Raw genomic sequence first — 14,522 nt, forward strand, 5'->3', positions numbered from 1 at the left:
TCTAGTGGGTGTCCGGTCGGGCACCGAGGCGGCGTAGCCGTTGCACCAGCTCCGATCGCGCCAGCACCGTCGAGGCCTGCGGGAAGACGGTGTCGAACGAGGCGTTGACCGCGGCACCGACGAGCACCGCGATCGAGACGAGGTAGAGCCACAGCAGCACCGCGATCGGCGCGGCGAGCGGGCCGTAGATCGACCCGGAGCCGGTCGCGGTGACTGTCAGGAACCACCGGAGTAGGAACGAGCCGAAGATCCAGCAGCCGAGGGCGAAGGTCGCGCCCGGCAGGTTGAAGCTCCAGTTGGTCCGCACCGGCACGGACACGTGGTAGAGCGTCGCCAGGAAGCAGATGCTGATCAGGACGACGACCGGCCAGTAGAAGTGGATGAGGAGGTCGAGCCGCTCCGGCAGCCAGTCCTGCACCAGGTCCGGGCCCGCGACCACCAGCGGGATCATGAAGACCGCCAGCACCATCGACACGACGTAGAGCAGGAACGACAGCGCGCGCGCCTTGACGATCCCGCGGTGCCCGCCCAGCCCGTGCATGATCGTGATGGTGTCGACGAAGACGTGCAGCGCACGCGAGCCCGACCACAGCGCGAGGATGAAGCCGAGCGAGATCACGTCGAAGCGGCCCGGCCGGAGCACGTCGTCGATCGTGGGCACGATGATCGTGTTGACCGCGTCCTGGGTGAGCGCCTGCGCGGACAGGTCGATGACGGCGACCCGCACCTGCTCGACCTGGTCGGGGCTGAACTGGTCGGCGACGAAGCCGATCGCGCCGGCCAGCGCGAAGATCAGCGGCGGCACGGAGAGCACCGCGAAGAACGCCGCCTCGCCGGCCAGGCCGGTCACCCGGTAGCGCAGGCACGACCCGACCGTCGTCACCAGCAGCCGCCACACGAGCTCCGCCTGGACCCGCAGCCAGAGGCCCAGGCGGTCGGCGAGAGCGGACGCGGGTTCCCGGGACTCCGCACGCTCCGCCGCAGGCATGGATCTACCGTAAGCACATGGCTTCCGACATCCGGGTAACGACGAACCAAGCCCCGCCGCTGGTTGGTCACAATGTGGTCACCGCCGACGCCGCCCTCGTCGAGGCGGTCGCCCGCCACGCCGCACCCGAGGTCGTCGACGACATCGCCCCGATCGGAGCGCTCGCCGGCACCGCCGAGGGCCGTGAGCACGGGATGCTGGCCAACGAGCACCACCCGCGCCTGACGCCGTACGACCGCTACGGCAACCGCATCGACGAGGTCGAGTTCCACCCGTCGTGGCACTGGCTGATGGAGCGCGCGGTCGGCCAGGGCCTGGCCGCGGCCCCGTGGGAGTCCGACTCGCCGCACGCGCACGTGCGCCGCGCCGCCGGCTTCATGGCGTGGTCGCACACCGAGCCCGGTCACGGCTGCCCGATCTCGATGACGTACGCCGCGGTGCCCGCGCTGCGGGCCGACGACGCACTGGCGAAGGAGTGGACGCCCCTGCTGGCCTCGCTGTCCTACGACCCGGGCGTCCGCGCCGCGTCGGGCAAGCGCGGCGCGCTGGCCGGCATGGGCATGACCGAGAAGCAGGGCGGCTCCGACGTGCGCGCCAACGTCACCGAGGCGCGGCGTACCTCCGTCGACGGCGAGTACACCCTGCACGGCCACAAGTGGTTCACCTCGGCACCCATGAACGACGTCTTCCTGGTGCTCGCGCAGGCCGAGGGCGGGGTGACCTGCTTCGTGGTGCCGCGGGTGCTGGCCGACGGCACCCGCAACCGCCTCGACGTCGTCCGGCTCAAGGACAAGCTCGGCAACCGCTCCAACGCGTCCTCGGAGCTCGAGTTCGAGGGCACGGTCGCGCACCGGCTCGGCGACGAGGGCCGGGGGGTGCGCACGATCATCGAGATGGTCGCCGCGACCCGGCTCGACTGCGTGCTCGGCTCCACGTCGCTGATGCGGCGCGCCGTCAACGAGGCGACCTGGCACACGGCGCACCGCTCGGCCTTCGGCTCGCTGCTCGTCGACAAGCCGCTCATGCAGAACGTGCTCGCCGACCTCGCGGTCGAGGCGGAGGCCGCCACCGCGCTGGCGATCCGGCTCGCGGCGGCGGTCGACGACATCGCCGACCCGCACGAGGCGGCGCTGCGCCGGATCGCGCTGCCGCTGTCGAAGTTCTGGGTCTGCAAGCGCACGCCGGCGCTGGTCGCCGAGGCATTGGAGTGCCTGGGCGGCAACGGGTACGTCGAGGAGTCCGGCATGCCGCTGCTCTACCGCGAGGCGCCGCTGAACTCGGTCTGGGAGGGCTCGGGCAACGTCAACGCCCTCGACGTGCTGCGCGCCCTCGGTCGCGAGCCCGAGGTGCTCGACGCGTGGATCACCGAGGTCGGCCGAGCCCGCGGTGGCGACGTCCGCCTCGACCGCGCGATCGAGGACACACTGGCGCTGCTCGGCTCGCTCATGGGCGACCCGGCCTCGCTCGAGGTCAACGCGCGCCGGCTGGCCGTGCGGATGGCGCTGGTCCTCCAGGGATCGCTGCTCGTGCGGCACGCCCCCGCCGAGGTGGCCGACGTCTTCTGCGCCTCGCGGCTCGGCACGTCGTACGACGGCGTCTTCGGCACCCTCGACGGCGGCGACCTGCGGGCGATCGTCGACCGCGCGACGCCCGTGACCGCGTGAGCAGCCTGCCCATCGGTCAGCTTCGGCGTCTCGTGACCTGCTAGGCAGGTGCCGGTTCGCGCTCGCGCTCCGGCACCTCGTCGATCATCGTCCGCTCGTCGAACGGCAGCTCTCCGGCGAGCACCTTGTCGAACCGCTCGCGGTCGAGGCCGTCGGTCCAGTTGCCGATGAGCACGGTGGCGACCGAGTTGCCGGCGAAGTTCGTCAACGCGCGGGCCTCGGACATGAACCGGTCGATGCCGACGATCAGCCCCACGCCGTCGACCAGCTCGGGCCGGTGCGACTGGAGGCCACCGGCGAGGGTCGCCAGGCCGGCACCGGTGACGCCGGCGGCGCCCTTGGAGGCGATGATCATGAACACCAGCAGCGAGATCTGCTCGCCGATGCTGAGCGGGTCGTCGAGCGCCTGGGCGACGAACAGGGTGGCCATCGTCAGGTAGATCGCGGTGCCGTCGAGGTTGAAGGAGTAGCCGGTCGGCACCACGATGCCGACGGTGGTCTTGTCGACACCGGCGTGCTCCATCTTGGCGATCAGCCGCGGCAGCGCCGACTCCGACGAGGAGGTGGCCAGGATCAGCAGGAACTCGCGTGCCAGGTAGCGGAACAGCGAGAAGATGTTGACGCCCGCGAAGACCCGCAGCACGGTGCCGAGCACCCCGAAGACGAACACCGCGCAGGTCAGGTAGAAGCCGAACATCAGGATCGCGAGGCTCTTCAGCGCGTCGGCCCCGGTCTCCCCCACCACCGCCGAGATCGCGCCGAAGGCGCCGACGGGAGCGGCCCACATGATCATCGCGAGGACCCGGAAGACCAGCTTCTGCGCGTACTCGACGACGGTCAGGATCGGCTTGCCGGCGGGGCCCATCTGCTGGAGTGCGAACCCGATCAGCAGGGCGACCAGCAGTGTCTCGAGCACGTCGCCCGAGGTGAGCGAGGAGAACAGCGAGTCCGGGACGATCCCGAGGAGGAAGTCGACCGTGCTGCCGTGCCCCTCCTCCGCCTGGGCGGCGCCGGCTGACGCGACCTCGTCGTCGATGTGCAGCCCGTCGCCGGGGTGCAGGAGGTTGCCGACCACGAGGCCGATCGTCAGCGCGAACGTCGACATCGCCAGGAAGTAGAGGATCGCGCCGAGCCCCACCTTGCCGACCTTCGCGGCGCTCGCCACCGACCCGACACCGAGGATGATCGTGCAGAAGATGACCGGCTGGATCATCATCGTGATCAGGGCGACGAACGCTTCGCCGAGCGGCTTCAACCGGACCGCGAAGTCCGGGAAGAGCAGTCCCACCAGGATGCCCAGCCCCACGGCCACGACGACCGCGACGTAGAGCCAGTGGGTGCGGTTCTTCGGCGGAGGTACGGCGTCGCCGTGCGTGCGGTCGACGGTGGCAGTCATGTCGTCCTCCCGAGACGAGGCGTGTGGACTACCTCACTGCGTACCCGGGGGGACGATCGACAAACGGTGCCTCAGGAGAGGTCGATGCCCGGGTAGAGGGGGTGCTTGTCGAGCATCTCGGCGGACGCGTCCCGCACCTTGTCGGCCACACCCTCGCCCAGCGTGTACGACGCCTTCGACGGCTTGCCGTCCTTGGTGGTGCCCGGCTGGGTGTTCTGCAGCACGTGCACGATCAGCTCGGCGACCCGGTCGAACTCGTCGTGGCCGAAGCCGCGGGTGGTGAGCGCCGGGGTGCCGAGCCGGACGCCCGAGGTGTACCAGGCGCCGTTGGCGTCGTGGGGCACCGAGTTGCGGTTGGTGACCACGCCCGCGTCGAGCAGCGCGGACTCCGCCTGCCGGCCGGTGAGGCCGAAGGAGGAGACGTCGAGCAGGACGAGGTGGTTGTCGGTGCCACCGGTGACGAGCGTGGCGCCGCGGGAGAGGAAGCCGTCGGCGAGCGACTTGGCGTTGTCGGCGATGCTCTGTGCGTAGACCTGGAACGAGGGCTGGCGCGCCTCGGCCAGCGCGACCGCCTTGGCGGCCATCACGTGGGACAGCGGACCGCCGAGCACCATCGGGCAGCCGCGGTCGACGTCGGCGGCGTACTCCTCCTGCGCGAGCACCAGGCCACCGCGCGGGCCGCGCAGCGACTTGTGGGTCGTCGTGGTGACGACGTGCGCGTGCGGCACCGGGTCCTCGTCGCCGGTGAACACCTTGCCGGCGACCAGGCCGGCGAAGTGCGCCATGTCGACCATCAGCGTCGCGCCGACCTCGTCGGCGATCTCGCGCATCTTGGCGAAGTTCACGCGGCGCGGGTACGCCGAGTAGCCCGCCACCAGCACGAGCGGCTTGAACTCGCGCGCCTTCGCCGCGACCGCGTCGTAGTCGAGCAGACCGGTCTCCGGGTCGGTGCCGTACTGCTGCTGGTGGAACATCTTGCCGCTGATGTTGGGGCGGAAGCCGTGCGTGAGGTGGCCCCCGGCGTCCAGCGACATGCCGAGCAGGCGCTGGTTGCCGAGCTCGTGGCGCAGCGACTCCCAGTCCTCCTCGCTGAGCTCGTTGACGTTCTTGGCGCCCAGCTTCGCGAGCGCCGGCGTCTCGACCCGGTGCGCGAGGATCGACCAGAACGCCACCAGGTTGGCGTCGATGCCGGAGTGCGGCTGCGCGTAGGCGTAGGGCGCGCCGAACAGCTCGCGGGCGTGCTCGGCGGCGAGCGCCTCGACGGTGTCGACGTTCTGGCACCCGGCGTAGAAGCGGTGGCCGACCGTGCCCTCGGCGTACTTGTCGCTGAACCAGGTGCCCATGGTGAGCAGCACGGCCGGCGAGGCGTAGTTCTCGCTGGCGATCAGCTTGAGCGAGCCGCGCTGGTCGACCAGCTCCTGGCGCGTCGCCTCCGCGATGCGGGGCTCGACCGAGGCGATCACCTCGAGAGCCTGCCGGTAGGCGCTGCTGGTCAGGGAGTCGATGCGCTGGTCGCTCATGCGCCAAGACTAGAGCCGTCGCCCGTCCACCCGGGAAGGGCCTGCGGCCCGGGAATGTGACGTGGGCCGCACAGGTTCCAGAGGATGAGCGGGTGCACCCGGCGCCGTGTCTCACATCTTGAAACGCCGTCTCGCATCACGAGATTTCGCCTTGTGGGCAGGCGGTCCAACCCCTGAGACTTCTTGACATGACCTTCGCTGCAACGACGACGTACCTCGTGGCCCGGCGCCACGTGGACTTCGGCCGTACCCGCAGCATGATGTGTTGGCATTCCTGATCAGTCGCCGTCCCCCAGGCCGCTGACCTCCCGGCAACGTCGCCGGTCGCAGGTCGCGAGCCCCGCCTCGTCAAGGAATCGCCAGAGATGTCTGACCTCCGATTCACCGCCAAGCGTGCCGAGCGCACCGAGATCCCCCGCCCCAAGCGTGGCGAGGGCCAGTGGGCGCTCGGCTACACCGAGCCGCTGAACAAGAACGAGCAGTCCAAGAAGGACGACAGCCCGCTCAACGTCCGCGACCGGATCCTCTACACCTACTCCAAGCGCGGCTTCGACTCCATCGACCCCGCCGACCTGCGCGGGCGCTTCCGCTGGATGGGCCTCTACACCCAGCGCAAGCCCGGCATCGACGGCGGCAAGACCGCGATCCTCGGCGAGGAGGAGCTGGACGACCGCTACTTCATGCTGCGGGTCCGCTCCGACGGCAAGCTGCTCTCCCCCGCGACGGTCCGCGCGCTCGGCCAGATCGGCGTCGACTTCGCCCGCGACACCGCGGACGTCACGGACCGCGAGAACATCCAGTACCACTGGATCCGCATCGAGGACGTGCCGAGCATCTGGGAGCGCCTCGACGCGGCCGGGCTGCACAGCCTCGAGGCGTGCGGCGACTCCCCGCGACCGTTCCTCGGCTCGCCGGTCGCCGGCGTCGCCGTCGACGAGATCATCGACGGCAGCTCCGCGCTGGCCGAGATCGAGCGCCGCTACATCGGCAACCCCGAGTTCGCGAACTTCCCCCGGAAGTTCAAGACCGCGCTGACCGGCCACCCCTCGCACGACGTGGCGCCGGAGATCAACGACGTCGCGTTCGTCGGCACCGTCCACCCCGAGCACGGTCCGGGCTTCGACCTGTGGGTCGGTGGCGGCCTCTCGACCAACCCGATGCTCGCCCAGAAGATGGGCGTCTGGATCCCGCTCGAGGAGGTCCCCGACGCCTGGGAGGCCGTGGCGTCGATCTTCCGCGACTACGGCTACCGCCGGCTGCGCTCGCGGGCCCGCCTGAAGTTCCTCGTCGCCGACTGGGGCATCGAGAAGTTCCGCGAGGTCATGGAGAACGAGTACCTCGACCGCGCGCTCGTCTCGAACCCCTCGCCCGAGTCGCCGGTGGGCCACCGCGACCACATCGGCGTCCACGACCAGAAGGACGGCAAGAAGTACGTCGGCGTCGCACCGACCGCCGGCCGCGTCTCCGGCACGCTGCTCGTCCAGCTCGCCGACCTGCTCGAGGAGTACGGCGTCCAGGGCGCCCGCCTCACGCCGTACCAGAAGATCGTGCTCATCGGCGTCGAGCCGGCCGTCGTCGACGCGCTGCTCGACCGGCTGGACGCGATCGGCCTGTCGGGCCGTCCCTCCGGCTGGCGGCGCAACACGATGGCCTGCACCGGCATCGAGTTCTGCAAGCTCGCGATCGTCGACACCAAGAACCGCGCCCGGGACCTCGTCGACGAGCTCGAGCGCCGCTTCCCCGGCCTCGACGCGCCGATCACCGTCAACGTCAACGGCTGCCCCAACGCCTGCGCCCGCACCCAGGTCGCCGACATCGGCCTGAAGGGCCAGCTCGTGCTCGACGACGACGGCCGGCAGGTGGAGGGCTTCCAGGTCCACCTCGGCGGCGCGACCGGCCTGCAGGCCAACTTCGGTCGCAAGCTGCGGGCCCACAAGGTGACCAGCGCGGGCCTGGACGACTACATCACCGCGATCGTGACCAACTACCTGGCCGACCGCGCGGACGGCGAGTCGTTCGCGACCTGGGTCGCCCGCGCCGACGAGGAGCTGCTGCGCGGCGACAAGACCCTGGCGCCCCTGCTGGAGGGCCGGGTCTCATGAGCGAGCGCGCCGTCCCCTTCCACTGCCCCTACTGCGGGGAGGAGGACCTGCGCCCGCACGAGTCCACCCACGGTGGCTGGGAGTGCCGGTCCTGCATGCGCGCCTTCTCCCTCAAGCTCATCGGGCTGCTCCGACCCCAAGGAGGTCAGTCATGACCGCCGCAACCACGATCACCGCCCGCAACAACCGCGCCACCCACACCGAGGGCCGCTCGCCCGAGGAGCTGCGCGAGCTGGTGTCCCACTGGGGCGCCGAGCTCGAGCTCGCCCCGGCCGAGGACATCATCGAGTGGGCGGTCGCGACGTTCGGCGAGCGCTTCTGCATCACCTCGTCGATGGGCGACGCGGTGCTCGCCGACCTCGCGTCGAAGGTGGCGCCGGGTGTCGACGTCGTCTTCCTCGACACCGGCTACCACTTCGTCGAGACGATCGGCACCCGCGACGCCGTCGAGGCCACGATGCCGGTCAACCTGCTGACGATCACGCCGGTGCAGTCGGTGGCCGAGCAGGACGCCCAGTACGGCAAGGACCTCTACAAGACCGATCCCGACCTGTGCTGCGCGCTGCGCAAGGTGCAGCCGCTCCAGCAGTCGCTGGCGTCCTACGACGCGTGGGCGACCGGCCTGCGCCGCGCCGAGACGCACAACCGGGTGATCGCTCCGGTCATCGGGTGGGACGCCAAGAAGCAGAAGGTCAAGGTCTCCCCCATCGCACGCTGGTCCGACGAGCAGGTCGAGCGCTACATCGCCGAGAACGGCGTGCTGGTCAACCCGCTCGTCTACGACGGCTACCCCTCGATCGGCTGCTGGCCCTGCACCCGGCGCGTCGCCCCCGGCGACGACCCGCGCAGCGGCCGGTGGGCCGGCACCCACAAGACCGAGTGCGGGATCCACTCATGACGCCCCGCACCTGGCAGACCGGCAGCGTGGCCGGTCCTGCACACCCCGCAGAAACACGCACAGCGAAGGAGGCAGTGTGATGGCTGCTCCTGCTCTGGTGGCCCTGGCTCACGGAAGCCGTGACCCGCGGTCCGCCGCCACGATCAAGGCCCTCGTCGACGAGGTCAAGGCGATGCGCCCCGACCTCAAGGTCGAGACGGCCTTCCTCGAGCTCTCCAAGCCGTCCTTCCAGACGGTGGTGGACCGCCTCGTGAAGGCCGGCCACGAGGAGATCGTCGTGGTCCCCCTGCTGCTCACCGAGGCCTACCACGCCACGGTCGACGTCCCCCAGGCGATCGCCGAGGCGACGCAGCGGCACCCCGGCCTCCAGGTGCGGGCCACGGCCGTCCTCGGCCTGGAGCCGCGCTTCCTGGAGGTCCTCGACGTCCGGATGCGCGAGGCGCTCAGCGCCTCCCGGGTGCGCGAGCTCGACGCGCTGGTGCTGGCCGCGGCCGGCTCCAGCGACCCGCTCGCCAACCAGGCCGTCGCCCGTCTCGCCCGCGTCTGGGGCGCGCGGCACAAGCTGCCCGTGGTCGCGGCGTACGCCTCCGCTGCGCCGCCGGCCGCCGGCGAGGCCGTCCGCCAGTTCCGCGCCGAGGGCCGCCGCCACATCGCGGTCGCCTCGCTCTTCCTGGCGCCGGGCTTCCTGCCCGACCGCGCCGCGGAGCTCGCGCTCGAGGCCGGTGCGGTGGCCGTGTCCGAGCCACTGGGCGCGCACCCGGAGCTGGCGCGCACGATCCTGGCGCGGTACGCCGTGGGCGCGGTCGAGCTGGTCCCGGTCTGAGTTCAGGCAGACCGGCGGCGGTAGGCCGCGAGCGCGAGGGCGTGGGCCACGACGAGGATGCCCAGGCACCAGGCGACGGCGAGCCAGCCGTCGGTGCCGACCGGCTGCTGCTCGATCAGGGCGCGCAGGGTGTTGACGATCGGGGTGACCGGCTGGTGCTCGGCGAAGGCCTGCACCACGGTCGGCATCGTCTCGGTGGGCACGAAGGCCGAGCTGATGAACGGCAGGAAGATCAGCGGGTAGGCGAACGCGCTCGCGCCCTCCATGGTCTTCGCGGACAGGCCGGCGCCGATCGCCAGCCAGGTCAGCCCGAGGGTGAAGAGCACCAGGACACCGGCGATGCCGAGCCAGGCGAGCACGCTCGCCCCCGACCGGAAGCCGATCACCACCGCGACCGCGAGCACGACCGCGAGGGAGATCACGTTGGCGACGAGCGAGGTCAGCACGTGCGCCCACAGCACGGACGAGCGGGCGATCGGCATCGACTGGAAGCGCTCGAAGACGCCGCCCTGGACGTCGTTGAAGATCCGTAGGGACGTGTAGGCGACCCCCGAGGCGACCGTCATCAGCAGGATGCCGGGGAGCATGTAGTTGACGTAGGCGACCGAGCCGGTGTCGATCGCACCGCCGAAGACGTAGACGAACAGCAGCATCATCGCGACCGGCATGATCGCGGTCGTGATGATGGTGTCCACGCTGCGGGTGATGTGCCGCATGGACCGCCCGGTGAGGACGACGGTGTCGCCGATCGCGTGGGTCGCGCTCATGACTTCTGCTCCGCTCCGATGATGGCGAGGAAGATCTCCTCGAGGGTGGGCTGCTTCTCGACGTACTCGACGTGCGCCGGCGGGAAGAGCTGCTTGAGGTCGGCGAGGGTGCCGTCCGCGATGATCCGGCCCTCGTGGAGGATCGCGATCCTGTCGGCGAGGCGCTCGGCCTCCTCGAGGTACTGCGTGGTGAGCAGCACCGTGGTGCCGCGCGCGGCGAGCTCCTTGACGCTCGCCCACACCTCGGTGCGCGCCTGCGGGTCCAGGCCGGTGGTCGGCTCGTCGAGGAACACGACCGGCGGCTCGCCGATCAGGCTCATCGCGATGTCGAGCCGGCGCCGCATCCCGCCCGAGTACGTCGCGACCTTGCGGGCGCCGGCCTCGACCAGGTCGAACCTCGCGAGCAGGTCGTCGGCGACCCGACCGGCGTCCGGCAGGTGCCGCAGGCGGGCCACCAGCATCAGGTTCTCGCGCCCGGTGAGGATCTCGTCGACGGCCGCGAACTGACCGGTCAGGCTGATCGACTCCCGCACGTCCGCGGCCTGCGCGGCCACGTCGTACCCCTGGACGCTGGCGGTGCCGGCGTCGGCGCGCAGCAGCGTGGAGAGGATGCGCACGAGCGTCGTCTTGCCGGCGCCGTTGGAGCCGAGCAGCGCGACGATGCTGCCCTGCTCGACGTGGAGGTCGACGCCGCGCAGGACTGCGAGCTCGTCGTAGGACTTCTCGAGCCCCTCCACCCGGATGGCGGTGGCGGTGGCGGTCATGCCTCCCCCCGCTCCGCGTCCTCGATCGCCCGGACCAGCCGGGCGCGCTCCTTGTCGATCCAGCGCTTGCCGACGTAGGCCTGGGCGAACGTCTCGGCGAACTCCACCGGGTCGTCGCCGACGATCGCGCGCACCGGGGTCCCGTCGACGGCCGCGCGCTCCCACAGGTCGGCGAGGTCGGCCGACATCTGCACGATGGTGTCGCCGTCGGTGATGCCGCCGTAGTACATGAAGTACCGGTTGAAGGCCTCCGCCGACGCGCGGTAGGGCTCCGGGAGCGCCTCGACGCGGGCCTTGGTCTCCTTGTACTGCTTCTTCTGGGCCAGCGACCCGGTGACCTTCTCGATCCACTTCGATGCCATGTCTATTTCTCCTCTTCGCGGAGCCGGTCAAGGCGTTCTGCGAGGAAGCTCCAGGTCCTCCAGAACTCGTCGAGCTGCGTCTGTCCCTGGTCGTTCAGGGAGTAGACCTTGCGCGGCGGCCCCTTCTCGGACGGGACCTTCTCCACGTCGACGAGGCCGCGCTGCTCGATGCGCACGAGCAGGGCGTAGACGGTGCCCTCGGCGATGTCGGTGAAGCCCTGGTCGCGCAGCCAGGCGGTGATCTCGTAGCCGTACGCCGGCCGGCCGGCGAGGATCGCGAGCACGATCCCCTCCAGCGTGCCCTTGAGCATCTCGCTCATCTGCTTGCCCACGAGGCCTCCTCTCACTACTCAGTGTTGTTGACTACCAGTACATAGTGACACTGAATACCGGGTCGTGCAAGCCGGTACCTGAGGCGGGTCGACCGGCACCTGGGGTGGACGCGGAGGGCCGCTCGTCGTCCCTAGCGTCGGGAGCATGACGATCCTGCTGTCCGACCCGCGGGTGCGTGCCGTGCCGGTCGTGGAGTGCGGCGAGCCGCTCGTCCGGCTGCCCCGAGACCTCTCCCCTGCCGGTGCCGTGGTGCGCCTGGGCCTGGCCGAGCGGCTGGTCGCCGCCGACGCGCTGCTGCCGCTCGGCGTGCGGCTGCGGGTGGTCGACGGCCACCGGCCGGTCGAGCAGCAGCGCGCGATCATCGCGTCGTACGCCGCGACGCTGCGGGCGCTGCACCCCGGCGCCGGCGAGGCCGACCTCGAGCGGCTGACCAGCCGCTTCGTCTCGCCGGTCGACGTAGCGCCGCACGTGGCCGCCGCGGCGGTGGACCTCACGCTGGTCGACGCGTGCGGGGAGGAGCTCGACCTGGGCACCGCGATCGACGCGACCCCCGAGGAGTCCGACGGGCGCTGCTGGACCGCGGCCGACGGCATCGGCGCCGACGCGCGGGCGCACCGCGACCTGCTCGCCGAGGTGCTCGGGGCGCAGGGGCTGGTCAACTACCCGACCGAGTGGTGGCACTGGAGCTTCGGCGACCGCTACTGGGCGCTGGTCACCGAGGCCCAGCACGCCCTCTACGGCCCGATCGCCCAGGCGGTGGCGGCATGAACCACCCCACGAAACCGCGGAGCTCCCCCGCTTCGCTCCTCCACTCCACGCTTCCGCGGGGACCCCGATGAGCGCCCTGGCGGTGCTGGCCCCGCGCCTCGGCAGCGGCCCGCGCCTCGACATCGACCTCGGCGCGGTCGCCGCCAACACCCGGCTGCTCGCGGGCCGGGCCACCGGAGAGCTGATGGCCGTGGTGAAGGCGGACGGGTTCGGCCACGGCGCCCTCGGCGTCGCCCGCACCGCCCTCGCACACGGCGCGACCAGGCTCGGCGTCACGTCCCTGGACGAGGCGTGGGCGCTGCGCGACGCCGGCCTCGCCGTACCGCTGCTGAGCTGGCTCAACCCCGTCGACGCGGACTGGGCGACGGCCGCCGCCCGCGACGTCGAGGTCGCCGTGCCGAGCCTCGAGCACCTCGCCGCCGTTGCGGCCGCGCCCGGCCGGCACCGCGTCCACCTGCACGTCGACGCCGGCATGGCCCGGGACGGCGCCGACCCCGCGTGCTGGGCGCAGCTGTGCCGCGCGGCCCGCCGGGCCGAGCAGCGCGGCGAGGTCGAGGTGGTCGGCGTGATGGGCCACCTCGGCTGCGCCGACGACCCCAGCGACGAGTGCAACGCGCTGGGCCGCACCCGGTTCGCGTGGGCGCTCGAGACCGCCCGCGCGACGGGCCTGCGGCCGGTCGACCGGCACCTCGCGTCGACGGCGGCGACGCTCACCGACCCCCGCGCGCACCACACGATGAGCCGCGTCGGTGCCGGCCTGGTCGGCATCGACCCCTCCGGCACGGTCGCGCTGCGGGCGGGCCTGACGCTGACGGCACCGCTCGTGTCGGTGCGCCGGGTGCGGGCGGGGACCGCGGTCGGCTACGGCCACGCACACCGCACCGCGCACCCGACCTACCTCGGACTGATCCCGCTCGGGTACGCCGACGGGCTGCCCCGACCGGCCTCGGACCGCGCCGAGGTGCTGGTGCGTGGCGCTCGGCGCCCCCTCGTCGGCCGGATCTCGATGGACCAGTGCGTCGTCGACGTCGGCCCCGGCGGCGCGGAGCCCGGCGAGACCGTGACGATCCTCGGCCCCGGCGACGACGGCGAGCCGACAGCCGCCGACTGGGCGGGCTGGTCGGACACCATCGAGCACGAGGTCGTCACCGGCCTCGGCGCCCGGGTGCGGAGCCGGACGTGAGCGCCCGCACCCGCGTGGCCGTCATCGGCGGCGGCCAGAACTGCGAGCACGAGGTCTCCCTCGCGTCCGCCGCCTCCGTCGCGGCGGCGCTGGACCCGGGGACGTACGACGTGGTGCCGTTGACGATCGACCGCGACGGCACCTGGCGCGACCGGGGGCTGCGCCCGATCGGACTCAGCGGCGCGGCGCAGGTGCTGCGCGGCTGCGACGTCGTCTTCCCCGTCGTGCACGGGCCGCGGGGTGAGGACGGCGCCCTCGCCGCGCTGTGCGAGCTCGCCGGCCTGCCCTACGTCGGCTCCGGCATCCGCCCCGGCGCGCTCGCCATGGACAAGTGGGCCACCAAGCTGGTTGCCCAGGCCGTCGGCATCGCCACCGCGCCCGGGGTCCTGGTGAGCGCCGCGACCGCAGGTCACCTGAGGTGGACGCACCCGGTGGTCGTGAAGCCGGTGGCGGCCGGCTCGAGCCGGGGCGTCAGCCTCGTGCGGTCGGTCGAGACGCTGCGGCCCGCGCTCGACGCCGCGCTGGCCCTCGACGACCGGGTGCTCGTCGAGGACGTCGTGGAGGGCCGCGAGATCGACATCGCGGTGCTGCGCTGCGCGGACGGCGCCGTGGTCGCGTCGCCCGCGCTGGAGATCGTGGCCGACGGCATCTTCGACTACGACGACAAGTACGGCGGAGAGGCGGACCTCCGGGTGCCGGCCGCCCTCGACGACGTCGACGCCAAGGCGCTCGAGGACGCCGCACTCGCGGCGTACGACGCCCTCGGCTGTGCCGGCGTCGCTCGCGTGGACTTCTTCCTGACCTCGGCCGGGCCCGTGCTCAACGAGGTCAACACGGTGCCGGGGATGACCGAGCACTCGCAGGTGCCCCGGATGTTCGCGGCCGCCGGGCTGGGCTACGCCGACCTGCTGGACGAGCTCGTCCGGAGCGCCCGCTGAATGTGGAACGCTGACC

Annotated in this window: 15 protein-coding genes; 8 read left to right on the forward strand and 7 right to left on the reverse strand. The window is 71.7% G+C overall.

Features of this window, described 5'->3' with window-relative positions; genetic code table 11:
- Window position 1: 1 nt before the first annotated feature.
- A complete protein-coding gene (locus HZF07_RS05155) occupies window positions 2-988 on the reverse strand; it encodes a YihY/virulence factor BrkB family protein (protein WP_157340071.1) in 987 nt (328 codons plus the stop codon).
- Between the two features lie 17 nt (window positions 989-1,005).
- On the opposite strand from HZF07_RS05155, the gene HZF07_RS05160 reads away from it, so the two are divergent.
- Entirely contained in the window at window positions 1,006-2,652 is a 1,647-nt protein-coding gene (locus HZF07_RS05160) for an acyl-CoA dehydrogenase family protein (protein ID WP_157340072.1), read from the forward strand.
- 40 nt (window positions 2,653-2,692) lie between these two features.
- Here HZF07_RS05160 and HZF07_RS05165 read toward each other — a convergent pair whose 3' ends face one another.
- Together HZF07_RS05165 and HZF07_RS05170 are read right to left on the reverse strand one after the other, a co-directional pair.
- Window positions 2,693-4,048, reverse strand: coding sequence for a cation:dicarboxylate symporter family transporter (locus tag HZF07_RS05165; protein ID WP_157340073.1), 1,356 nt, complete (start codon window positions 4,046-4,048; stop codon window positions 2,693-2,695).
- Window positions 4,049-4,119: 71 nt separating this feature from the next.
- The gene (locus HZF07_RS05170) at window positions 4,120-5,568 is read right to left on the reverse strand and encodes a glycine hydroxymethyltransferase (RefSeq protein WP_157340074.1); all 1,449 of its coding nucleotides are present in this window, start codon (window positions 5,566-5,568) and stop codon (window positions 4,120-4,122) included.
- A 365-nt stretch (window positions 5,569-5,933) separates the two neighbouring features.
- Between HZF07_RS05170 and HZF07_RS05175 the strand changes: the two genes are divergently transcribed.
- The 4 genes from HZF07_RS05175 to HZF07_RS05190 all read left to right on the forward strand — a co-directional run bounded on the left by HZF07_RS05175 (window position 5,934) and on the right by HZF07_RS05190 (window position 9,391).
- A complete protein-coding gene (locus HZF07_RS05175) occupies window positions 5,934-7,670 on the forward strand; it encodes a nitrite/sulfite reductase (RefSeq protein WP_157340075.1) in 1,737 nt (578 codons plus the stop codon).
- Entirely contained in the window at window positions 7,667-7,825 is a 159-nt protein-coding gene (locus HZF07_RS05180; protein ID WP_181644824.1) for a hypothetical protein, read from the forward strand. The genes HZF07_RS05175 and HZF07_RS05180 overlap by 4 nt, the downstream gene beginning before the upstream one ends.
- Window positions 7,822-8,568 (forward strand): phosphoadenylyl-sulfate reductase, encoded by a 747-nt coding sequence (locus HZF07_RS05185; RefSeq protein WP_157340076.1) that lies wholly within the window; start codon window positions 7,822-7,824, stop codon window positions 8,566-8,568. Before HZF07_RS05180 ends, HZF07_RS05185 begins: the two co-directional genes overlap by 4 nt.
- A 79-nt stretch (window positions 8,569-8,647) precedes the next feature.
- Window positions 8,648-9,391: a sirohydrochlorin chelatase gene (locus HZF07_RS05190; RefSeq protein ID WP_157340077.1), complete on the forward strand. Its 744-nt coding sequence runs from the start codon at window positions 8,648-8,650 to the stop codon at window positions 9,389-9,391.
- 2 nt (window positions 9,392-9,393) lie between these two features.
- On the opposite strand, the gene HZF07_RS05195 is transcribed toward HZF07_RS05190, so the two are convergent.
- From HZF07_RS05195 to HZF07_RS05210, 4 genes are read right to left on the reverse strand one after another with little or no spacing between them, the layout of a single operon-like run.
- Window positions 9,394-10,158: an ABC transporter permease gene (locus HZF07_RS05195; RefSeq protein WP_157340078.1), complete on the reverse strand. Its 765-nt coding sequence runs from the start codon at window positions 10,156-10,158 to the stop codon at window positions 9,394-9,396.
- Complete coding sequence (locus HZF07_RS05200; RefSeq protein WP_157340079.1) at window positions 10,155-10,922, reverse strand: ABC transporter ATP-binding protein; 768 nt, start codon at window positions 10,920-10,922, stop codon at window positions 10,155-10,157. The genes HZF07_RS05195 and HZF07_RS05200 overlap by 4 nt, the downstream gene beginning before the upstream one ends.
- On the reverse strand, window positions 10,919-11,284 hold the full coding sequence (locus HZF07_RS05205) for a DUF1048 domain-containing protein (protein WP_157340080.1): 366 nt from the start codon (window positions 11,282-11,284) through the stop codon (window positions 10,919-10,921). Before HZF07_RS05205 ends, HZF07_RS05200 begins: the two co-directional genes overlap by 4 nt.
- Window positions 11,285-11,286: 2 nt before the next feature.
- A complete protein-coding gene (locus HZF07_RS05210; RefSeq protein ID WP_181644825.1) occupies window positions 11,287-11,616 on the reverse strand; it encodes a PadR family transcriptional regulator in 330 nt (109 codons plus the stop codon).
- Between the two features lie 145 nt (window positions 11,617-11,761).
- On the opposite strand from HZF07_RS05210, the gene HZF07_RS05215 reads away from it, so the two are divergent.
- From HZF07_RS05215 to HZF07_RS05225, 3 genes are all read left to right on the forward strand, one after another.
- Window positions 11,762-12,385: a M15 family metallopeptidase gene (locus HZF07_RS05215; protein WP_157340081.1), complete on the forward strand. Its 624-nt coding sequence runs from the start codon at window positions 11,762-11,764 to the stop codon at window positions 12,383-12,385.
- Between the two features lie 67 nt (window positions 12,386-12,452).
- Complete coding sequence (gene alr, locus HZF07_RS05220) at window positions 12,453-13,568, forward strand: alanine racemase (protein ID WP_157340082.1); 1,116 nt, start codon at window positions 12,453-12,455, stop codon at window positions 13,566-13,568.
- Window positions 13,565-14,506 carry a D-alanine--D-alanine ligase family protein gene (locus HZF07_RS05225; protein ID WP_181644826.1) on the forward strand — a complete coding sequence of 314 codons (942 nt, stop codon included), beginning with the start codon at window positions 13,565-13,567 and terminating at the stop codon, window positions 14,504-14,506. Before alr ends, HZF07_RS05225 begins: the two co-directional genes overlap by 4 nt.
- Window positions 14,507-14,522 lie beyond the last annotated feature (16 nt).

The organism is Nocardioides agri, assembly GCF_013778305.1.
In the GTDB taxonomy this organism is placed as follows: Bacteria; Actinomycetota; Actinomycetes; order Propionibacteriales; family Nocardioidaceae; genus Nocardioides; species Nocardioides agri.